At 72.2% G+C, this 17,804-nt stretch carries 18 protein-coding genes; 5 read left to right on the forward strand and 13 right to left on the reverse strand.

What is annotated here, in order from left to right:
- Positions 1 to 8: 8 nt before the first annotated feature.
- Complete coding sequence (locus ACX25U_RS12450; protein ID WP_454391522.1) at positions 9 to 884, forward strand: transglutaminase family protein; 876 nt, start codon at positions 9 to 11, stop codon at positions 882 to 884.
- 160 nt (positions 885 to 1,044) lie between these two features.
- On the opposite strand, the gene ACX25U_RS12455 is transcribed toward ACX25U_RS12450, so the two are convergent.
- The 10 genes from ACX25U_RS12455 to ACX25U_RS12500 form a co-directional block, all read right to left on the reverse strand.
- A complete protein-coding gene (locus ACX25U_RS12455; protein ID WP_454391524.1) occupies positions 1,045 to 1,659 on the reverse strand; it encodes a response regulator in 615 nt (204 codons plus the stop codon).
- The gene (locus tag ACX25U_RS12460; protein ID WP_454391526.1) at positions 1,656 to 2,870 is read right to left on the reverse strand and encodes a sensor histidine kinase; all 1,215 of its coding nucleotides are present in this window, start codon (positions 2,868 to 2,870) and stop codon (positions 1,656 to 1,658) included. Before ACX25U_RS12460 ends, ACX25U_RS12455 begins: the two co-directional genes overlap by 4 nt.
- The gene (locus ACX25U_RS12465) at positions 2,867 to 3,607 is read right to left on the reverse strand and encodes an ABC transporter permease (RefSeq protein WP_454391528.1); all 741 of its coding nucleotides are present in this window, start codon (positions 3,605 to 3,607) and stop codon (positions 2,867 to 2,869) included. Before ACX25U_RS12465 ends, ACX25U_RS12460 begins: the two co-directional genes overlap by 4 nt.
- Positions 3,604 to 4,557, reverse strand: a complete 954-nt coding sequence (locus ACX25U_RS12470; protein WP_454391530.1) for an ABC transporter ATP-binding protein — start codon at positions 4,555 to 4,557, stop codon at positions 3,604 to 3,606. Before ACX25U_RS12470 ends, ACX25U_RS12465 begins: the two co-directional genes overlap by 4 nt.
- 147 nt (positions 4,558 to 4,704) lie before the next feature.
- Complete coding sequence (locus ACX25U_RS12475) at positions 4,705 to 6,975, reverse strand: hypothetical protein (RefSeq protein WP_454391532.1); 2,271 nt, start codon at positions 6,973 to 6,975, stop codon at positions 4,705 to 4,707.
- A gap of 157 nt (positions 6,976 to 7,132) precedes the next feature.
- Positions 7,133 to 7,525, reverse strand: coding sequence for a DUF6113 family protein (locus ACX25U_RS12480; protein ID WP_454394237.1), 393 nt, complete (start codon positions 7,523 to 7,525; stop codon positions 7,133 to 7,135).
- Between the two features lie 20 nt (positions 7,526 to 7,545).
- The gene (mshB, locus tag ACX25U_RS12485) at positions 7,546 to 8,430 is read right to left on the reverse strand and encodes an N-acetyl-1-D-myo-inositol-2-amino-2-deoxy-alpha-D-glucopyranoside deacetylase (RefSeq protein WP_454391534.1); all 885 of its coding nucleotides are present in this window, start codon (positions 8,428 to 8,430) and stop codon (positions 7,546 to 7,548) included.
- 153 nt (positions 8,431 to 8,583) lie between these two features.
- On the reverse strand, positions 8,584 to 10,338 hold the full coding sequence (locus ACX25U_RS12490) for a DEAD/DEAH box helicase (RefSeq protein WP_454391536.1): 1,755 nt from the start codon (positions 10,336 to 10,338) through the stop codon (positions 8,584 to 8,586).
- A gap of 87 nt (positions 10,339 to 10,425) precedes the next feature.
- Positions 10,426 to 10,629, reverse strand: a complete 204-nt coding sequence (locus ACX25U_RS12495) for a cold-shock protein (protein ID WP_023544341.1) — start codon at positions 10,627 to 10,629, stop codon at positions 10,426 to 10,428.
- Positions 10,630 to 10,867: 238 nt separating this feature from the next.
- On the reverse strand, positions 10,868 to 11,227 hold the full coding sequence (locus ACX25U_RS12500; protein ID WP_454391538.1) for a hypothetical protein: 360 nt from the start codon (positions 11,225 to 11,227) through the stop codon (positions 10,868 to 10,870).
- A 187-nt stretch (positions 11,228 to 11,414) separates the two neighbouring features.
- Between ACX25U_RS12500 and ACX25U_RS12505 the strand changes: the two genes are divergently transcribed.
- Positions 11,415 to 11,945, forward strand: coding sequence for a hypothetical protein (locus tag ACX25U_RS12505; RefSeq protein ID WP_454391540.1), 531 nt, complete (start codon positions 11,415 to 11,417; stop codon positions 11,943 to 11,945).
- A 92-nt stretch (positions 11,946 to 12,037) separates the two neighbouring features.
- On the opposite strand, the gene ACX25U_RS12510 is transcribed toward ACX25U_RS12505, so the two are convergent.
- On the reverse strand, positions 12,038 to 13,063 hold the full coding sequence (locus tag ACX25U_RS12510) for a helix-turn-helix domain-containing protein (RefSeq protein WP_454391542.1): 1,026 nt from the start codon (positions 13,061 to 13,063) through the stop codon (positions 12,038 to 12,040).
- 229 nt (positions 13,064 to 13,292) lie between these two features.
- Positions 13,293 to 13,760 (reverse strand): ATP-binding protein, encoded by a 468-nt coding sequence (locus tag ACX25U_RS12515; RefSeq protein ID WP_454391544.1) that lies wholly within the window; start codon positions 13,758 to 13,760, stop codon positions 13,293 to 13,295.
- Positions 13,761 to 13,901: 141 nt separating this feature from the next.
- On the opposite strand from ACX25U_RS12515, the gene ACX25U_RS12520 reads away from it, so the two are divergent.
- A complete protein-coding gene (locus ACX25U_RS12520; protein ID WP_454391546.1) occupies positions 13,902 to 14,786 on the forward strand; it encodes a helix-turn-helix domain-containing protein in 885 nt (294 codons plus the stop codon).
- The gene (locus ACX25U_RS12525) at positions 14,783 to 14,992 is read left to right on the forward strand and encodes a DUF397 domain-containing protein (protein WP_454391548.1); all 210 of its coding nucleotides are present in this window, start codon (positions 14,783 to 14,785) and stop codon (positions 14,990 to 14,992) included. The genes ACX25U_RS12520 and ACX25U_RS12525 overlap by 4 nt, the downstream gene beginning before the upstream one ends.
- A gap of 304 nt (positions 14,993 to 15,296) precedes the next feature.
- Here the strand turns inward: ACX25U_RS12525 and ACX25U_RS12530 are convergent, their stop codons facing one another.
- Positions 15,297 to 15,491: a hypothetical protein gene (locus tag ACX25U_RS12530; protein ID WP_454391550.1), complete on the reverse strand. Its 195-nt coding sequence runs from the start codon at positions 15,489 to 15,491 to the stop codon at positions 15,297 to 15,299.
- A 188-nt stretch (positions 15,492 to 15,679) separates the two neighbouring features.
- On the opposite strand from ACX25U_RS12530, the gene ACX25U_RS12535 reads away from it, so the two are divergent.
- Entirely contained in the window at positions 15,680 to 17,797 is a 2,118-nt protein-coding gene (locus ACX25U_RS12535; protein ID WP_454391552.1) for an alpha/beta fold hydrolase, read from the forward strand.
- Positions 17,798 to 17,804: the final 7 nt, after the last annotated feature.

A 17,804-nucleotide genomic window follows, 5' to 3' on the forward strand; every position in this document is an offset into this window, starting at 1 on the left:
AGGCTGCTATGCGCCCCCTTTATCCCCCGCCGCCCGAACGCTCCGCCGAGCTGCGCCGCCGGTTCGCCGAGGAGGTGCGGTCCGAGCGGCCCGACCTGGCGACGCTGTGCCTGCTGGTGGGCGCGGAGGGCGACGGCACGCTGGACGAGGCGGGCATGGACGCGGCGCAGGTCGAGCTGGACCGGCTCGCGGGGCTGCTGCCGTACCGGCCGGGCGGCCCGCGGGCCTGGGCGCAGGCGCTGCGCGAGCTGCTGGGTGAGCGGTGCGGGTTTCGCGGCTGTGCCGCGGACTACCAGCGTCTGGAGTCCTCGTTGCTGCACGCGGTGCTGGCGCGGCGGCGCGGGTTGCCGATCCTGCTGTCGGTGGTGTGGATGGAGGTCGCGCGGCGGGCGGGGGCGCCGGTGTACGGGGTCGCGCTGCCGGGGCATTTCGTGGTCGGGTTCGGGGTGGTGTCCGGGGCGGCGGAGGAGCGGGAGCACGAGCAGGTGCTCGCGGATCCGTTCGACGGGGGGCGGGTGTTGACCGGGGCGGACGCGGAGTTGCTGGTGGTGGGGGCCACGGGGGCGCCGTTGCATCCCTCGATGCTGGTGCCTGCGGCGCCTTTGGAGGTCGTGGGGCGGATCCTGAACAACATCCGGGCGTGGGCGGCCGTGCGGCCCGAGCGGTCGGATGTGGCGTTGTGGGCGGTGGAGTTGTCGTTGCTGCTGCCTTCGCATTCCGCGCGGTTGCGGTATGAGCGGGCGCAGTTGCTGGTGCAGCGGGGGGATTTTGTGGGTGGGGCGGTGGAGTTGGAGGCGTACGCGGATGTCGTGGCCGCGGTGGATGAGGCCGGGGCTGAGCTGGTGCGGAGGCAGGCGCGTTCGGCGCGGGCCATGCTGAACTGAAACCGTGGGTTGCTGCCGGGGGGGTGGGGACGCTCACCGCGCTTGCGGGGTGCCTCCCCCAAGCTCTTCGAGCAGGGGGGACCCCCAGCGCCCACCCGTGCCGCCCTGGGGGCCCCTGCTCGAAGAGCTTGGGGGGAGGCACGACTGCCCGCAGGTTGAGTCACAACCAGCCCTTCTCCCTCGCTATGCGTACCGCCTCCGTCCTGTTTCGTGCCGCCAGTTTCTGGATTGCTGTGGAGAGGTAGTTGCGGACCGTGCCCTGGGAGAGGTGGAGGGTGGCGGCCAGTTCCGCGTTGGTGGAGCCGTCTGCCGCGGCTCGGAGGACCTCGCGTTCGCGGTCGGTCAAGGGGTTGGCGCCGTCCGCCAGGGCCGCGGCTGCCAGGGTGGGGTCGATGACCCGCTCGCCGGTCAGGACCTTGCGGACCGCTTCCGCGAGTTGGGCGGCCGGGGCGTCCTTGACCAGGAAGGCGTCGGCGCCCGCCTCCATGGCGCTGCGCAGGTGGCCGGGGCGGCCGAAGGTGGTGAGTACGACCAGTTTCAGCGCGGGGAGTTCCTTGTGGAGCCGGGCGGCGGCCTCGATGCCGGTGCAGCCGGGCATCTCGATGTCGAGCAGGGCCACGTCGACGTCGTGCGCGTGTGCCGCCGCCACGACCTCGTCCCCGCGCGACACCTGGGCGACGACCTCGATGTCGTCCTCGAGGCCGAGCAGGGCGGCCAGTGCCTCGCGGACCATCGACTGGTCCTCGGCCAGGAGGACCTTGATCGTGCGGCTCATGCCGGGGATCCTACGTCCACGGCGGGTGTGAGCGGCACGCGGGCGACGAGCCGGAAGCCGCGCTTGACGCGGCCCGCCTCCAGCTGTCCGCCCGCCTTCTCCAGGCGCTCGGTCAGGCCCGCCAGACCGTTGCCGGGGCCCTTGCCGGAGCCACCCGAGCCGTTGTCCTCGACGGAGAGTTCGAGGAGCGGACCGTCCAGGGTCTGGCGGCGGACCAGGTCCACCGTGCAGCGGCGCGCGCCGCTGTGCCGTACGACGTTGGTGACCGCCTCGCGCAGCGCCCAGGCGAGGGCGGACTCGCTCTCCTCGGGGACGCCGGTGAGGTCGGGTTCGGCGGGTACGTCCGCGGTGACGTCGGCGGCCGTGAGCGCCACCCGGGCGCCCGCCAGTTCGGCGGACAGGCGGGGGCGACGGTAGCCGGTGACCGCCTCGCGGACGTCCACCAGCGCCTGGCGGCTGACCTGTTCGATGTCGGCGACCTGCTGGGCGGCCTTGTCGGGGTGGCCGGGCAGCATGCGGCCGGCCAGCTCGCTCTTCAGCGTGATCAGGGAGAGGGAGTGCCCGAGCAGGTCGTGCAGGTCGCGGGCGAGGCGCAGCCGTTCCTCGTTGGCGGCGAGCTGGGCGACGGTGGCGCGGGCCTGGCGCAGCTCGATCGTGGTGCGCACGAGTTGCCGTACGCCGGTCATGGCGAAGCCGATGAGGACGACGAGCAGGAGCAGTTGCCAGATGTCCCTGTCGCCGAGGTACAGGGCGGTCAGCACCATCACGGCACCGGTCAGCGGGATCGTCCAGTACGTCGTGCGCAGGGAGAGCGCCGTCCCGCAGGAGACCGAGACGTAGACGAACAGGCCGAGCCAGTGCGCGCCGAGCGTGAGGCTCAGCACGAGGGCGAGCGCGCCCATCCCGGCGATCAGTCCGCCGACGTACCGCTGGTCCATGGTCCGGCCGGCGGGGCGGCCCATGTGGCGGAAGACCACCGCCAGGTAGACCACGACGAAGGCCGCCAGGCCCACCCCGCCGGCCACGGTGCCGGCGAGGGTGTGGCGGCCGGAGGCCAGGTCGTGCACCGATGGGCTGAGGAACAGCAGCCAGATGCCGATCCACAGGCTCTTCCACCGTGCCTCGCGGATGTCGCGCGGGGGCTCTCCCATGTGTATCGCCCACTTCGTACGGGCCTCTTCCCGCACCCGGTCCTCCGTCGAAGCGCTCACGCCTTCAGCGTGTCCTTCCGGTACAGCCAGGCCGCGCCGCCCGCGAACAGGGCGAAGGAGACGACGAGGACGGCGATGTCCTGGGTGTGCGGGGCCCGGCTCTGTTCGATGGCCTGCCCCAGTGCAGCGTACGCGTGGGTGGGCAGCCACTCGGCGATGTCCTGCAGCCACTGCGGGAAGGTGGTCGCCGGCATCCACAGGCCGCCGAGCATCGACAGGCCGAAGTAGACGATCATGGTGATCGGCCGGACCGCGTCACCGGTGGCGAGGTAGCCGATGGCGACCCCGAGGGCGGCGAAGACCAGGCTGCCGGCCCAGATCGCGCCGGTGAGGGCGAGCCACTGCCAGGCGTCGAGGCGTACGTGCTTGACGGCGGCGGCGACCGCGAAGACGACGACGATGGACGGCAGGCTCACCACGGCGGCACCGGCGGTCTTGGCGAGGACGTAGCCGTGCCCGGGCAGGGAGGTCAGCCGCAGCTGCCGTACCCAGCCGCTCTCGCGCTCCTTGGCGATGCGCTCGCTGTTGCCCATGAGGACGGCGGTCAGGGCGCCGAAGGAGGCCATCGAGACCATCATGTACGTCGGCAGGGTCAGGCCGCTGCCGCCGACCTCGGTCACGTCGTCCACGTTGCCGGCGATGATCAGGAACAGGATCGAGGGGTAGAGCATGGAGAAGAACAGGAACTTGCGGTTGCGCAGGGCGCGGGTGAGTTCCAGCCTGACGAGACTGCTCATGACTGCTTGGCCTCCTCGGCCTCGGTGATGGCGACGAACGCCTGCTCGAGCCCGAGCCCGGCGACTTCGAGGTTGCGGGGGTACACGCCGAGCCCGTAGAGGGCGTGGACGGTGGCGTCGGCGTCGGAGGACTGGATGCGGACGGTCTGGCCGGACTCCGCGGCGGAGCCGCTGTTCGACGCAGTGATGGAGGTCAGGAAGGGCAGGCCGCGCAGGGCGGTCTCGTCGACCGGGCCCTGAAGGTCGAAGGAGACGCGGCGCGCTCCCGCCTTGGCCTTGATCTCGGCGGCGGTGCCGTCGGCCAGCAGCCGGCCCCGGTGCAGGACGAGCACCCGGTCGGCGATGGCGTCCGCCTCCTCCAGGTAGTGGGTGGCGAACAGGACCGTACGGCCCTGGTCGGCCTGCTCGCGCATGGTGGCCCAGAAGGCCTGGCGGGCGGAGACGTCCATGCCGGTGGTCGGCTCGTCCAGGACGATCAGGTCGCTGTCGCCGGCGGTGGCGAGGGCGAAGCGGACGCGCTGGACCTGGCCGCCGGAGAGCTTGTTGACCTTGCGGTCGGCGATCTTGGAGATACCGGCCCGGGCCAGCACGTCGTCGACCTCGTACCGCCTGGGGTGCAGGGCGCAGGCGAGCCGTACCAGTTCGGCGACGGTGACCTCCTCCATCAGCCCGCCGCTCTGCAGCATGGCGCCCACCCGCCCGGCGACGATCGCCTCGCGCGGGCTGGTACCGAACACGCTGACCGTGCCGCTGTCGGCGTGCTTGAGGCCCAGCAGCAGGTCGAGGGTGGTCGACTTGCCGGCGCCGTTCGGGCCGAGCAGGGCCACGGTCTCGCCCGGGTGCAGGGCGAGGGTCAGCCCGTCCACGGCCCGTGCGTCGCCGTAGCTCTTGGTCACCTGGTCGAACCCCACCACCGTGGTCGTGGCGGCGGTCTCCGCTGTCGTTGTCATGGCCATCATGCTGGCCGAGGGGCGGGGGCGCCCGGCAGTGCCGGGGGTCCTGACTGCCGGATGACAGATGTCATGCGCGCGGGGTGACACGACGAGAGGGCACCCGCGTCCGTGCGGACCGGGTGCCCTCTCGCAGCGGTGAGGCGCCTAGCCGGGGTTGGTGTCGATGACGCCCACCCGGTTGGTCTTGCTCGTCAGGGCCTGGCGCAGGGCGACGTATACGTCCTGGGGAGTGACGGCGGTCTTCTTCCCGGTGCCCCGGGTGATCAGCACGCCGTCGAAGGTCTGCCCATAGAGCTCCTTGAGCGACTTCAGGTCGGGGCTGTCGACGAGCTTGCCGTTCACGGCCTTCACCCTGAGGAACTTCCACAGCGAGTTCTGCGGGCTGAACGGCACCGAGTGCGCCGGGTCCGTCATGACCGTCACCCTGTCGGACATCGCCGGCTCCGCGAACTCCTTCATCATCCGGTCGACCTCGGCGTTGGAGACCGTGGGCTGCCGGGTGGTGGTGGGCAGCCGGGCCGGTGCGGCGGAGCCCGTCTCCACCTGGGTGCGGTACGCCTGCCGGACCGCCTCGGTCGAACGGGCCGCGTCGATGCCCTTGCCCGGCTTGCCGTAGACGGCGACGGCCTTGCCGGACGCGAACTTGATGCCGCCCTCGGTCACCGAGCCGGCGCCGCCCGAGGCGTTCTGCAGGGCGACCTGCAGTTTCTCCTCGTCGACCGGCATCTGCGGCTCGACCTCGCGGTGGTTGCCGAACAGGGAGCCGATCACCGAGACGGGGTTGTAGTCGCTCGTCGCCGCCGCGCTGGCCGTGGCCTGGGTGTCGAACTGGAGCCCGGCCTGGTCCGGCTTGAGGGTGACCGTCTTGCCGTCGACCGACAGCTTCAGCGGCTGGTTCACCCGCTTGCCGAAGGCGTCGTCGAGCTTCTTGACCGCGTCGTCGCGAGTGCCGCCGCCGATGTCGACGCCGAGCACGGTGGTGCCCTTGGGCACGTCGGAGCGGTTCATCAGCAGCCCGGCGCCGTAGGCGACACCGGCCACGACGACCACGCCGCCGACGAGCAGGGGCAGCTTGCCGCGGCCCTTCTTCTTGGCGGTCTTGGGCGCGCCGGCACCGGACGCGGCGGCGCTCTTCGGGGCCGGCCGGGGCATGCCCGGCGGGGTGTGCGACATCGGTCCGCCGCCGGCGGCGCCCGAACCGAACGGCTCGCCCACGCCGGGCGTGATGACCGGCATGCCGCTGGTGACGGTGTGGCCGGAGACGTTGCCCGGCCGGCCGCCGTAACCCGGCGTGCCGGGCTCCGGCGCGAGTTTCTGCGGGGTGAGGACCGCGGTGTCGTCGCTCAGGCCGCCACCCGGGCGCGCGGTGTGCGCGCCCGGAGCGCCGGGAGCGCCGCCCGGGCGTCCCGCGGGTCCGCCGCCGGCGTTCGGCCGCAGCCGGCCGTCACCGGTGACCGGGCCGCCGGTCGGGCCCGCGGGCCCCTGCGGACCGCCCGGCCCGCCAGGTCCGCCGGTCCCGTTGAAGTCGCTGGGACCGTTCGGGCCACCCTGTCCGCCGTAACCGCCCTGCCCGGCCTGCCCGTTCTGGCCGCCGTGCCCGTTCTCGGAGAAGTACGGCAGGTCGTCGCGGCGCGGCTCGCCACCGCCACCGCCGGAACCGGGGCGGGGGCCGCCGGGCCGCGGGCCCGCCGCCAGCGCCTCGGTCACGTCGAAGGAGCCGGTGCCGCCGCCGTGGCCGGGGGCGACGGGGCCGCCGGTGGCGCCGGACAGCCCGGTGCCCTTGGCGGAGCCGGAACCGGAGGCACCCCCGGGCCGGGAGCCGTTCGCCGCGCCGGGCACGCCCACGGAGCCGACCACGCCGCCGGGGCGGGCGCCGGAAGAGCCCGCGCCCGAGGACCCGGCACCCGTACCGGAGGAACCCGTGCCGGACCCGCTCGACGCGGGCGAACCACCGGCCGTTCCGGCCTCGTTGGTGGAGCCGCCGCCCTGACCGCCCTTGCCCGCCTGGGGCTTGCGAGGCGCGAACCAGTCGCTGGTCGGCTTCTCCTCGGCCGGCGCCGCGGGTTCGGCGGCCGGCTCCACGGGGGCCTTGGCCGCCGGGGCGGCCGGCGGCTGCTGCGCCTCGCCGCCGGTGCCCGCCCCGGCGGTGTCCTCGGCCCTGCTCTCGGAATTGCTCGAGGAGACGGGCGTGCGCATGACCACCGGCGGAATCGGCCTGGATCCGGGGATGTTGATCCGGATCCGGGTGGTCAGCGTGGTCTCGGTCTTGCGTTCCTCCGGCTGCGCGGCCGAACGGCCCGCGTCCGCACGGTCGTCGGACACCGCCGGGATGCCGTACGGCGGGGTCCCCGAGGGGTAGGCGGGTCCGCCGCGCCCGTTGGGCCCGGAGGACGGAGTGTCAGTTTCACGACTCAAGGCAGGTTCTCCCGGTTGGCTCCACCGCCCGTTTCGACCTCAGCGCGGGCGGCTCGGCGGCGCGCACCACCATACTGGCCACGTCCGGCCCGTTTCCCGGGACCGCCGGGGAAAACCGCACCGGACCCGCACGGGCAGCGCGGGAAGAAGTGGTACGTCATTTGCCAAGTCGGACGCCGTCGCCGTCGGGTTGCCGCCCGCGCCCCAGAGTGGCGCAGATCACAGCAAGGGCCATGCCGCCGAGCAGGAAGAGATAGGAGCCGCCGCCGGCCGCGAACATGAAGTCCCCCTCCGGACGGCTGACGGTGAGCAGGACGACCATGACGATCCAGCCGGCGGCACCCGCCACGGCCCCGCCCCGGCTGCCCGCGGCCCGCGCCCCGCCGAGGAACAGCCCGGCGGCACCGGCGAGCGCGAGCAGCAGCCCGCCGGGGAACCAGGCGGCCTGCACGAGCGCCCCCGCGACCGCGACCACGGCGCCGAGCAGGAAGAGCCCCAGATAGGCGACGATCCGCCCGGCGGAGGGAGGCTTGAGGGGCTGCGCGAGCATGGAACCCGGTCCGCCCGAACTCACGACGCCGCCTCCTCGGTCCCGGTGAAAAGATCGGTCTCCACGTCACCGGCCTGTTCCCCCCGCACCAGCTCGTAGTACTCGGTGGTGAAGACGGGCTGGGCAAGCTGGTTGGACAGAACGAAGTACGGCTCGGCGACCTCGATCTGGGTGGCGTGCGCCCGCATGGCGGCGGCCTTGGCGGCGGCGTAGGCGCTGCCGTCGATCCGGGTGGTGACCCGCTCGTCGTCCACGACGCCGGGAACGTCGTCGACGGCAGCGGACGCGCTGAACGGCAGCCCGGGCAAGTCGTCCCCCAGCCGGGCGAAGGCGGCCTCGGCGGCGGAACGCGGCATCCGGTTCCAGTACACCTTGGCGATCCGCCAGGGCTCGCCGAGGTCGGGCCGTACGGCGGGATCGGCGGCCAGGTCGGCGGCGCGCATGGCGATGCGGTGGGCCTGGATGTGGTCGGGGTGGCCGTAGCCGCCGTTGTCGTCATAGGTGACGAGAACCTGCGGCCGCACCTCACGGATCACGGCGACGAGATGCTCGGCGGCCCGGTCGACGTCGGCCTGCCAGAGACAGCCGGGGTCGTCGTTGTCGGCGAGCCCCATCATCCCGGAGTCCTGGTACCGCCCGGCCCCGCCGAGCAGCCGGAAGTCCTCGACCCCGAGCTCCCGCATGGCGGCGGCGAGTTCCTGCCGCCGGTACGCTCCGAGAGCGGCCCCGCTCAGATGCCCCAGCTCGGCCGGGATGACCTCGCCCCGCTCCCCCAGCGTGCAGGTCACCAGGGTCACCCGGGCACCCTCGGCGGCGTACCGCGCCATGGTCGCCCCGTTGTTGATCGACTCGTCATCGGGGTGCGCATGCACCAGCATCAGCCGCCGAGCGGCCCGTTCCGTCATGGGTCCCACCCTACGAGGCCCCGTGCGCTCCCTGGCCGCCTCCCCGGCGCCGCAGGGCTCGGCGTGGGCGCAGGGGACCCCTCGCGCCGACGCCCTCCTCCGCCTTGCAGCCGACCGCTCTCCCAAGCTCCGCCGGACAGGCCCTGGTTCCAGCTACCCGGCCGGGGTGCGACGGTCGCCTCGGCCGGAGCCACGACCGCCGGTGCCGGCAGCGCCGCCCGTGGCTCCGCCGGCCGCGGCCCGTCGGCCGGAGCCGCGGACAGCCTTGCCGGAGGAAGCGCCCTTCGCCGTACCCGTCGCGGTCCGGCGGCCGGAACCGCGGACGCCCGCACCACCGTCACCACCCGTGGGCTTGGCGGCTCCCGCCCGGCGGGAAGCACCGCGCCCGCCGGCTGCGGAGGTGTCACCGGCTGCTGCGCGCCCGCCGGCTGCGGAGGTGCCACCGGCTGCTGCCGTCCCGGCCTCGGCCCGGCGGTCCGGGCCCCGGCCCCCCGTCGCACCTGTCGCCACTCCGGTCCCGCCGCCGTTTCGGCGTCGGCGGCCGGACCGCCTGCCGGGCTCGGTACCGGTCTTCCGGTCCGTGCGGGGCGCCGCCGGTGTCGTGGGCCGGGGGATCTCGATGGTGACGGCCACGCCGGACGGCTCGCGGGCTCCGGTGATGGTGGCCAGTTCCGCGTCGCTCGACGTGATGCGGGCCGCCCGGGGGCGGATGCCCGCGTCCGACATGAGCCGGGTGACGTCCCGTTTCTGGTCGGGCAGGACCAGCGTGACCACGCTGCCGGAGCCGCCGGCGCGGGCCGTGCGGCCGCCCCGGTGGAGGTAGTCCTTGTGGTCGGCCGGGGGATCGACGTTCACGACGAGGTCGAGGTCGTCGACGTGTATGCCCCGGGCCGCGACGTTCGTCGCCACCAGCGCGGTGACCTGGCCGTTCTTGAACTGTTCCAGGGTGCGGTTGCGCTGCGGCTGGGAGCGGCCCCCGTGCAGTGCCGCCGCACGGACACCGACGGCCAGGAGCCGTTTGGCGAGCCGGTCCGCCGACCTCTTGGTGTCGAGGAAGAGGATGACCCGGCCGTCACGGGCCGCGATGCGCGTGGTGACGGCCTTCTTGTCGGTCTCGTCCTGGACGTGGAGCACGTGGTGCTCCATGGTGGTCACCGCTCCGGCGGACGGGTCCACGGAGTGCACCACGGGGTCGGTCAGGAACCGCTGTACCAGGCGGTCGATGTTGTGGTCCAGGGTGGCCGAGAAGAGCATGCGCTGTCCGTCGGGCCGCACCTGCCGGATCAGCTTGGTGATCTGTGGCAGGAAGCCCATGTCCGTCATCTGGTCGGCTTCGTCCAGCACCGTGATGCGTACGCTGTCGAGCACGCAGTCCCCGCGTTCGACGAGGTCGTTGAGCCTGCCGGGACTCGCCACGACCACCTCGGCGCCGCGCCGGAGCGCACCGGCCTGCTTGGTGATGGACAGCCCGCCGACCACGGTGGCCAGCCGGAGGTTCACCGCCGTCGCGTAGGGGGTCAGGGCGTCCGTCACCTGCTGGGCGAGTTCACGGGTGGGCACCAGCACCAGGGCGAGGGGCGCCTTGGGCTCCGCGCGCAGTCCGGCCGTACGGGCCAGGAGCGCCAGCCCGAACGCCAGGGTCTTGCCGGAGCCGGTGCGTCCCCGTCCCAGCAGGTCACGGCCGGCGAGCGAGTTGGGCAGCGTGGCGGCCTGGATCGGGAAAGGGGTGGTCACGCCCTGCGCGGTGAGGGTCTTCAGCAGCCCCGCGGGCATGTCCAGACCGGCGAAGTCCTCGACGGCGGGAAGAGCGGGGGTCGTGCTTTCCGGCAGCCGGAATTCCCTCGGCGACGAGACGGACGGTGGGGGTGACGAGGCGCGCCGGTTCGGCTTCTGGGGTCTGCGGGCCATGCGGTTGTCTGCCTTCCTGAAAACAGCACAAACCGGGGTCCGCACCATGACGGTGCGGACCCCGGTGAGCGGATACGCGTCCGGCGGTCAGGCGGGGACGATGTTCTCCGCCTGCGGGCCCTTCTGGCCCTGCGTGACGTCGAAGGAGACCCGCTGGCCCTCCTGGAGCTCACGGAAGCCCTGGGTGGCGATGTTCGAGTAGTGAGCGAAGACGTCGGGGCCGCCGCCGTCCTGCTGAATGAAGCCGAAACCCTTTTCGGCGTTGAACCACTTCACGGTTCCCTGTGCCATGACCTTCTCCTTCTGTAGGCAGAGGCCCCATCCGGAGATGCCGGAAAAACAAATAATGCGCCTAAAGGAGAAGCATTCCCGTCAGGCGCACATAGGTTCATGGGTACCACAACTGCAACGCCCTAACCATAACACAGCTCGGCGCCCCGCGGTGGATCAGACGACATCGAGGGGCGCTGTGCTGTGACCGGCGGGCCACGCGGTCGGACGGCCGGCGCCTCACACGCGCCGCCGAACCTCAGGTGAGCCCCATCCAGGTGAAGATCGCGAGGAGAGTGGGCGCGGGGCAGGCCAGTGCTCCCAGCAGGAGCAGGCGGCTCTCCGGGGTCAGCCGGCGGACGCCGGGTGCGAAGGCAAGCGCGGTCAGCGCACCCACGGCGGCGGCGACGATCAGGGCGCACCACAGCAGGAAGCCCCCGGCGGACGCCCCCTCCGTCACAGCCGACACGACCACCACGCCGACCAGATACGCCAGCCAGGCACAGGACACCAGTGTCAGCCCCCACAGAACGGCAGCCAGTACGGCGACGCCGGTCCGGGCGCGGCGGGGCGCCGGCGGGCGGGGGCCGTGCGGCCTTGCGTATGTACTCGGGTTCAACGTTGGTCCTTTCGTCCGCACCAGTCGTGACCGATCCTCGCTGCGCGCCGACCGACTCGGTATGAGCGCTCGTACTCAATTCCCAGAGGATCGCCGACTGAGCGCCATGCACCGGCAACCTGCACCCGCTCGCAGAGCTCCTACTTCACGACACGTCACGCAGGGAGACGACGATGACTGGAGCCCGATGCGAGCACGTCATGCCTTCGCACTCGCCGTTGCCCTCTCCGTGACGGCCCTGGCGAGTGCCTGCGAGGAACAGCCCTCCGCACCGGCCGCCCCCTCACCTGCCCCGGCCCGGGCGGGAAAGGAGGAGCAGGAAGACGCGATGCGGCGGGCCACGCGCGCCCTGAACGCCGTGGAGCCCGATGGCGCCTCGCGCGTCGACGAGGGAATGGAACGCCTGGAACAGGGGCTGACCAAGACGTTCGCAGCAAAGGGCGGCCGCCCTTACACCTTCGACGTCGCCTGCCGGACCCCCACCGCCCCCTCCATCGCCCTGACTCTCCAACGGGGCGGGTCGGAGAGCGAGTACGAGGTGGAGTGCGGCGACCGCGCGGCGGACCAGTTCAACATCCCGGCCGGCGCCCCCTTCACCGTTCGGATCACACCCGCCCAGCGGGGCACGGACGGCATCATCCTGTGGCGGCTGAACACCATCGCCCCTGCTGACGTGGACGACTGCAACGACGACATCCAGGGGTGCCAGGCGCATTGACCCGCAGGGCCGTCCAGCGCGTGAGCGTGATCGACCTGAGTGCTCATGGGGTGCTCGAACGAGCGCCTCGGGGACGGTATTGGTCGGGGTGTTCAGGATGCGGCTACGTACTGGGCGGCCTCCGGGGAGGAGGTCCGGCAGTCGCGGCAGCGGCCGGGTTCGGGGGCGCGGAAGGCGCGGTCGCAGCCGGGGCAGTTCTGGAGTGGGTGGTGTACGGGCGGTGGGGTGCTCGGGGCGCGGAACGGGGGCGGGGGCGGGAGCTGGGTCGTGAGGCGGTGGGCCAGGAGGGCGGCGGGCCGTCGCAGTCCCTCGGGTGGGAGGTCGGCGGTCAGGGCGTGGCGTACGGCCGCCGGGCCCGCCTCGCGCTCCAGCCAGGCGGCGACGCCCGGGGCCAGGTGCGCGGTGTCGCAGGCGGAGAGGAGCAGGCGGGGGTCGTGGCGGCGCAGGTCCGCGAGGAGGTCGGTGGCCGCCTGGAGGAGTGCGGGGGCGGGGTACGCGGGGCGGGGGACGGCGGGCAGCGGCTTGCGGGGCGGCCGCTTCTCGCGCGGCCTGCCCGTCTCGCACGTCGCTTGTTTCTCGCCGCCGCTCTCGTGCTCCTCGCCGCTCTCGTCGCGGTTCTCGTGGTTCTCGCGTTCCTCACGCTTCCCGCGGTTCTCGTGCTGCGTCGGTGCCGTCGCCGGTCGGGCGGGGCGATCGGGAGCGGGGTCGGGTGCGTCGGCGTGATGGTGGCGGGCCGCGGCCGGCTGGTTGCAGGAGATCGTCCGCGTGACGATACGGCCGCCAGGTACGCGTTCGCGGACGCGGCGCAGATAACCGTGGGCCTCCAGCTCGCGCAGGGCGGCGGCGATAAGGGTGGCCCCCTCGGGGAAGCGCGCGGCGAGGGTCTTGATGTCGACCCGGGCGCCCTTCCGCAGCGACTGGAGGTGCACGCCGAGCCCGATCGCGAGCAGGGACAGCTCGGGGTGCTGGGCCAGGTGGTTGCCGACCACCGTGAAGCGGGTGGTGTGGCGGGTGTTGTCGTGCACCAGGCCGCCGGTGTGGCGGCCCCGGTTCGGGTGCTTGTCGTCCGCAGTACGGGACTGGACGTGCGGGGGCACGCTAGGGTTCTGGATACCCATCGGGAAGTTGCCTCTTCCTCGGTGGTCAGGCCCTCGCACTGGGATGGCAGTCCCGGCGGGGGCCGTCGCATGTTTGCGGTTGTGTTGCTGCGTTGCGCTGAGCGTAGGGCCGCTGGGGGCTGTGAAATCCAGCCGAGCCAGGGATGTTCACCCTCCCGAGTGAGCGCGGGCCACGGGCGGGAGGGGTGGGGCTTGGTGCGGGTTCTTTCTCCCCGTCGTTCCTTTGTTTTCAGGCGTCGACGGCACCGGAACCCGTGGGGGCGGGTTCTGGTTGCGGCAAGCACAGTTCGGCCCAGATCGTCTTGCGCTGGAAGCGCCCCTCGGTCACGCCCCAGCGGTCGGCGAGGGCGTCCACGAGCAGCAGGCCACGGCCCGACTCGGCGTCCGTGTCCGGCTCTTGGAGCTTCGGGCGACGGTCACCGCGTGTGTCGGTGACTTCGATACGGAGCGTGCTGCCGACCACGTAGAGCGTCAGGCGGAAGCTGCGGCCGGGGAGCCGGCCGTGGGTGGCCGCGTTCGCCGCCAGCTCGGCCACGACGTGGCTCGCCGCCTCGACCGGGAGTTCCCACTTGCGGAGCTGGTCGGCGGCGAGCAGCCGGGCCAGGCGCGCGCCTCGCGGGGTGGACGACAGGAGCACGCTGAAGTTGTGGATGTCGGTGTCGAGTTGGGCCGTGGTCTCGGCAATTTCCTGATTCACGTCACTCAGCGTGGCCGCACAGGCTTACCGTGATGAGTAATCACATCGTTGCGTAGGGTCACTGTCCATGGCTTGTCCGGTGCTGTCCAAGCTGTCGACGGCGTTCCTACGGGTACGGCACGGCACTACGGAGGGGCGCGCATGTCGGTGGACGGCGAGGCGGTACGGACCCGGGTCGACTCGGAGACGACGGACGAGCCGGGGTGGGAGGTGGACCCGGACGACGACTGGGCACTTGCCGTAGTGGCCACCGTGGGACGGCAGTTGAGGCTGCGGCGGGAGGCAGTCGGGATGCGCGTCCCCGAGTTCGGCGCGGCGGTCGGGTACGGCGACGACCTGGTCTACAAGATCGAGAGCGGGAAGCGGATCCCCCGGCCCGAGTACCTGGACATGGCGGACGAGGTGCTGAGCGCCGGTGGGCTCATCTCGGCGATGAAGGAGGACGTGAAGAAGGTCCGGTACCCGAAGAAGGTACGGGACCTGGCGCAGATGGAGGCGCGGGCGGTTGAGCTGCAGCTCTACGACCCACTGAACATCCATGGGTTGTTGCAGACGCCGGAGTACGCGCGCGGGCTGCTTCTCATGCGGCGCCCCGCCTATTCAGCAGACGAGGTGGAGCGGTTCATGGCCGCTCGCGTGGCACGCAAGGCCATCTTCGAGCGAAACCCAGCGCCTGAACTCAGCTTCGTCCTGGAGGAGTGGACACTGCGACGCCCGCTGGGCGGGAAGGCGAATCTGCGCCACCAGTTGGAGCATCTACTTGAGGTCGGGCAGTTGCGAAACGTCGAGTTGCAAGTGATGCCGATGGACCGTGAGGAGCACGCCGGCCTGGCTGGCGGCATCGAGGTCCTGAAATTCGAGGACGGCTCGATGGTGGGGCGTTCACCAGCCGTTGCCAGCGGTCGACCGGTCTCCGACCCCAGGCAGCTCCGTATTCTGGAACTCCGGTATGGCATCATCCGGGCGCAGGCTCTCACGCCTCGTGAGTCGACCGCGTTCGTCGAGCAACTGCTGGGGGAGACATGATCCGCAACACCTCGTCCGGGGACGCCTCCAACCTGGCGTGGTTCAAGAGCAGCTACAGCAGCAGCAGCGAGGGCGACTCCTGCGTCGAGATCGCCACCGAGCCCGGCACCGTCCACGTCCGCGACTCCAAGAACATCGACGGCCCCCGACTCGCGATGATGCCGAGGGCCTGGGCTCACTTCGTGTCGTACGCGTCCGAAGTCTGAGGACTGCGGCGACGCCTCGGCTCTCGTCAGTGGTGCCGGCAGTAAAGGCGGAGGCCGCCGGCCGCACTGTCGGCAGGTGCCGCGAACCGGGCGAGCCCTCCAGGACCACAAGAGCAGCGCCGGCGAGCGCGCTGGTCAGTCCGTCCGAGACGGCGAACACCCCGATGCCGTCGTTGAGAACGGGAGCGACATAGCGGGGGCCTCGAAGTACATCTCCCACTCGACGACGGCGTCGTCCGGCGCCGCGCACGGGGCATCCGCGACCGGCAGACCCGCGCCCAGCGGTACGAGGAGCTGGACCGGGTCAGAACTTGATGCCGCCGATCATCCCCGCGATGTTCGACGTCAGTTCGCTGATCGTCGGGGCGACCGTGGAGGAGGCGAGGTAGAAGCCCAGGAGCATGCACACGATCGCGTGGCCTGCCTTGAGGCCGGACTTCTTGATCAGCAGGAAGACGATGATCGCCAGCAGCACCACCGCCGAAATCGAGAGTGCCACGGCGGCTCACCTCCAAAGGTCCCGGGACGCGGGGGGTGTCGGGGGTCGTCGGACTATGGGGGCAGATAGATCCACACAGGGGGCAGCAGGTTCATACCCACTATGCGCTAACGATCATAACTATCCGCACGCGCGCATCGAGTGGCGCACGGCCGCACAAGGGGGCGCATGGCCAATATGGTCATGGCATGACGACAGAGCCTGTCTCCTTCCCCCGACGGCACGCCCGTACCCAGCGGTTCACGCTCGGCGCGCCGCGCGCGTTCACCGTGGCGCCCGACGCCTCCCGCGTCGTGTTCCTGCGCTCCGGCTCCGGAACCGACCGGGCCAACTCCCTCTGGGTGCTCGACCTCGCGGACGGCCAGGAGCGTGTGGCCGCCGATCCTCGCGTCCTCCTCGGCGGCGCCTCCGAGCACCTGTCCTCCGAGGAGCGGGCGCGCCGGGAAAGGACTCGCGAGGGCGGCGCCGGCATCGTCGGGTACGCCACCGACATTGCTGTGGAGTTGGCGTCTTTCGCCTTGTCAGGGCGGCTTTTCACGACCGAGCTGCGGACGGGTGCGGCACGTGAACTGCCCGCCCCCGGGCCGGTGATCGACCCCCGCCCCGCCCCTGACGGGCGGCACGTCGCCTACGTCGCCGACGGCGCCCTGCGGGTCGTGGGCGCCGAGGGGGAGGGCGACCGGGCGCTCGCCGAACCGGAGTCGGAGGGCGTCGCCTACGGTCTCGCGGAGTTCATCGCGGCCGAGGAGATGGACCGCCACCGGGGCTTCTGGTGGGCGCCGGAGTCGGACCGGCTGCTCGTGGCGCGCGTGGACGACACGCCGGTGGGGCAGTGGTGGATCTCCGACCCGGCGCACCCGGGGCGGGAACCGAACCGGGTCCGCTACCCGGCCGCCGGTACCGCCAACGCGGACGTACGGCTGTTCGTGCTCGGGCTCGAAGGAAGCCGTGCGGAGGTCGTCTGGGATCGCACCCGCTACCCGTATCTGGCTCGTGTGCACTGGTCAGAGGCCGGGGCGCCGCTGCTGCTCGTACAGGCGCGCGACCAGCGCAGCCAGCTGTACCTGGCCGTGGACCCCGACACCGGGGCCACCCGCATGGTGCACGCCGACGAAGATCCAAGTTGGCTTGATCTTTTCCCCGGGGTGCCGTGCTGGTCCCCCTCCGGACAGCTCGTGCGGATCGAGGACGAGGGCGGCGCGCGGGTGCTGGCGGTCGGCGAACGACCGCTCACCGGAACGCAGTTGCACGTGCGGGCCGTGCTGGACGTGTCGGACGACGACGTGCTGGTCTCCGCCTCGGCCGGGGAGGAGGCCGCCGCGCCCGAGACCGGCGAGGTGCACGTCTACCGGGTCAACGAGCTCGGCGTGGAGCGCGTGAGCCAGGAGCCCGGCGTGCACTCCGCCGTGCGCGCCGGGAGCGTGACCGTGCTCGTCTCCGCCACGCTCGACCGGCCCGGCGCCCGGGCGCGGGTGCTGCGCGAGGGCAAGACCGTCGCCACTGTCCGCTCCCACGCCGAAGATCCCGGTTTGTCCCCGCGCGTGACCCTCACCCAGGGGGGCGCACGCCGAATTCCGTGCGCCGTGCTTATGCCTACGGACTACCCCGGTGACACTCTCCTCCCCGTGCTCATGGATCCGTACGGCGGTCCGCACGGCTCCCGCGTGGTCGCCGCGCACAACGCGCACCTCACCTCCCAGTGGTTCGCCGACCAGGGCTTCGCGGTGGTCGTCGCCGACGGCCGGGGCACCCCGGGCCGCTCCCCCGCCTGGGAGAAGGCCGTCCACCACGACTTCACGGTCACCCTCGACGACCAGATCGAGGCCCTGCACGACCTCGCGAAGACCCACCCGCTCGACCTCGACCGGGTGGCGATCCGCGGCTGGTCCTACGGCGGCTACCTGGCCGCCCTGGCCGTGCTGCGCCGCCCGGACGTCTTCCACGCCGGCATCGCGGGCGCCCCGGTCACCGACTGGCGGCTGTACGACACCCACTACACCGAGCGGTATCTGGGCGACCCGGCCGCGCATCCGGAGCCGTACGCCCGCAGTTCCCTGGTCACCGACGAGGGCCTGTCCTCGCCCGCCGAGCCGCACCGGCCGCTGATGATCGTGCACGGTCTGGCCGACGACAACGTGGTGGTCGCCCACGCCCTGCGGCTGTCCTCCGCCCTGCTCGCCGCCGGCCGCCCGCACGAGGTGCTGCCGCTGTCCGGGGTCACCCACATGACTCCGCAGGAGCAGGTCGCCGAGAACCTGCTGCTGCTCCAGGTGGACTTCCTCAAGCGCTCCCTGGGGCTCGTCTGAGCGCCCT

This window comes from Streptomyces sp. JNUCC 63 (genome assembly GCF_054366325.1).

Bases quoted from the DNA above. Each gene is read 5' to 3' on its own strand.
- ACX25U_RS12470 (WP_454391530.1), bottom strand. From the start codon at position 4,557: ATGACAACGACAGCGGAGACCGCCGCCACGACCACGGTGGTGGGGTTC.
- ACX25U_RS12465 (WP_454391528.1), bottom strand. From the start codon at position 3,607: ATGAGCAGTCTCGTCAGGCTGGAACTCACCCGCGCCCTGCGCAACCGC.
- ACX25U_RS12535 (WP_454391552.1), top strand. From the start codon at position 15,680: ATGACGACAGAGCCTGTCTCCTTCCCCCGACGGCACGCCCGTACCCAG.
- mshB (WP_454391534.1), bottom strand. From the start codon at position 8,430: ATGACGGAACGGGCCGCTCGGCGGCTGATGCTGGTGCATGCGCACCCC.
- ACX25U_RS12525 (WP_454391548.1), top strand. From the start codon at position 14,783: ATGATCCGCAACACCTCGTCCGGGGACGCCTCCAACCTGGCGTGGTTC.
- ACX25U_RS12520 (WP_454391546.1), top strand. From the start codon at position 13,902: ATGTCGGTGGACGGCGAGGCGGTACGGACCCGGGTCGACTCGGAGACG.
- ACX25U_RS12450 (WP_454391522.1), top strand. From the start codon at position 9: ATGCGCCCCCTTTATCCCCCGCCGCCCGAACGCTCCGCCGAGCTGCGC.
- ACX25U_RS12495 (WP_023544341.1), bottom strand. From the start codon at position 10,629: ATGGCACAGGGAACCGTGAAGTGGTTCAACGCCGAAAAGGGTTTCGGC.
- ACX25U_RS12455 (WP_454391524.1), bottom strand. From the start codon at position 1,659: ATGAGCCGCACGATCAAGGTCCTCCTGGCCGAGGACCAGTCGATGGTC.
- ACX25U_RS12510 (WP_454391542.1), bottom strand. From the start codon at position 13,063: ATGGGTATCCAGAACCCTAGCGTGCCCCCGCACGTCCAGTCCCGTACT.
- ACX25U_RS12490 (WP_454391536.1), bottom strand. From the start codon at position 10,338: ATGGCCCGCAGACCCCAGAAGCCGAACCGGCGCGCCTCGTCACCCCCA.
- ACX25U_RS12505 (WP_454391540.1), top strand. From the start codon at position 11,415: ATGCGAGCACGTCATGCCTTCGCACTCGCCGTTGCCCTCTCCGTGACG.
- ACX25U_RS12480 (WP_454394237.1), bottom strand. From the start codon at position 7,525: ATGCTCGCGCAGCCCCTCAAGCCTCCCTCCGCCGGGCGGATCGTCGCC.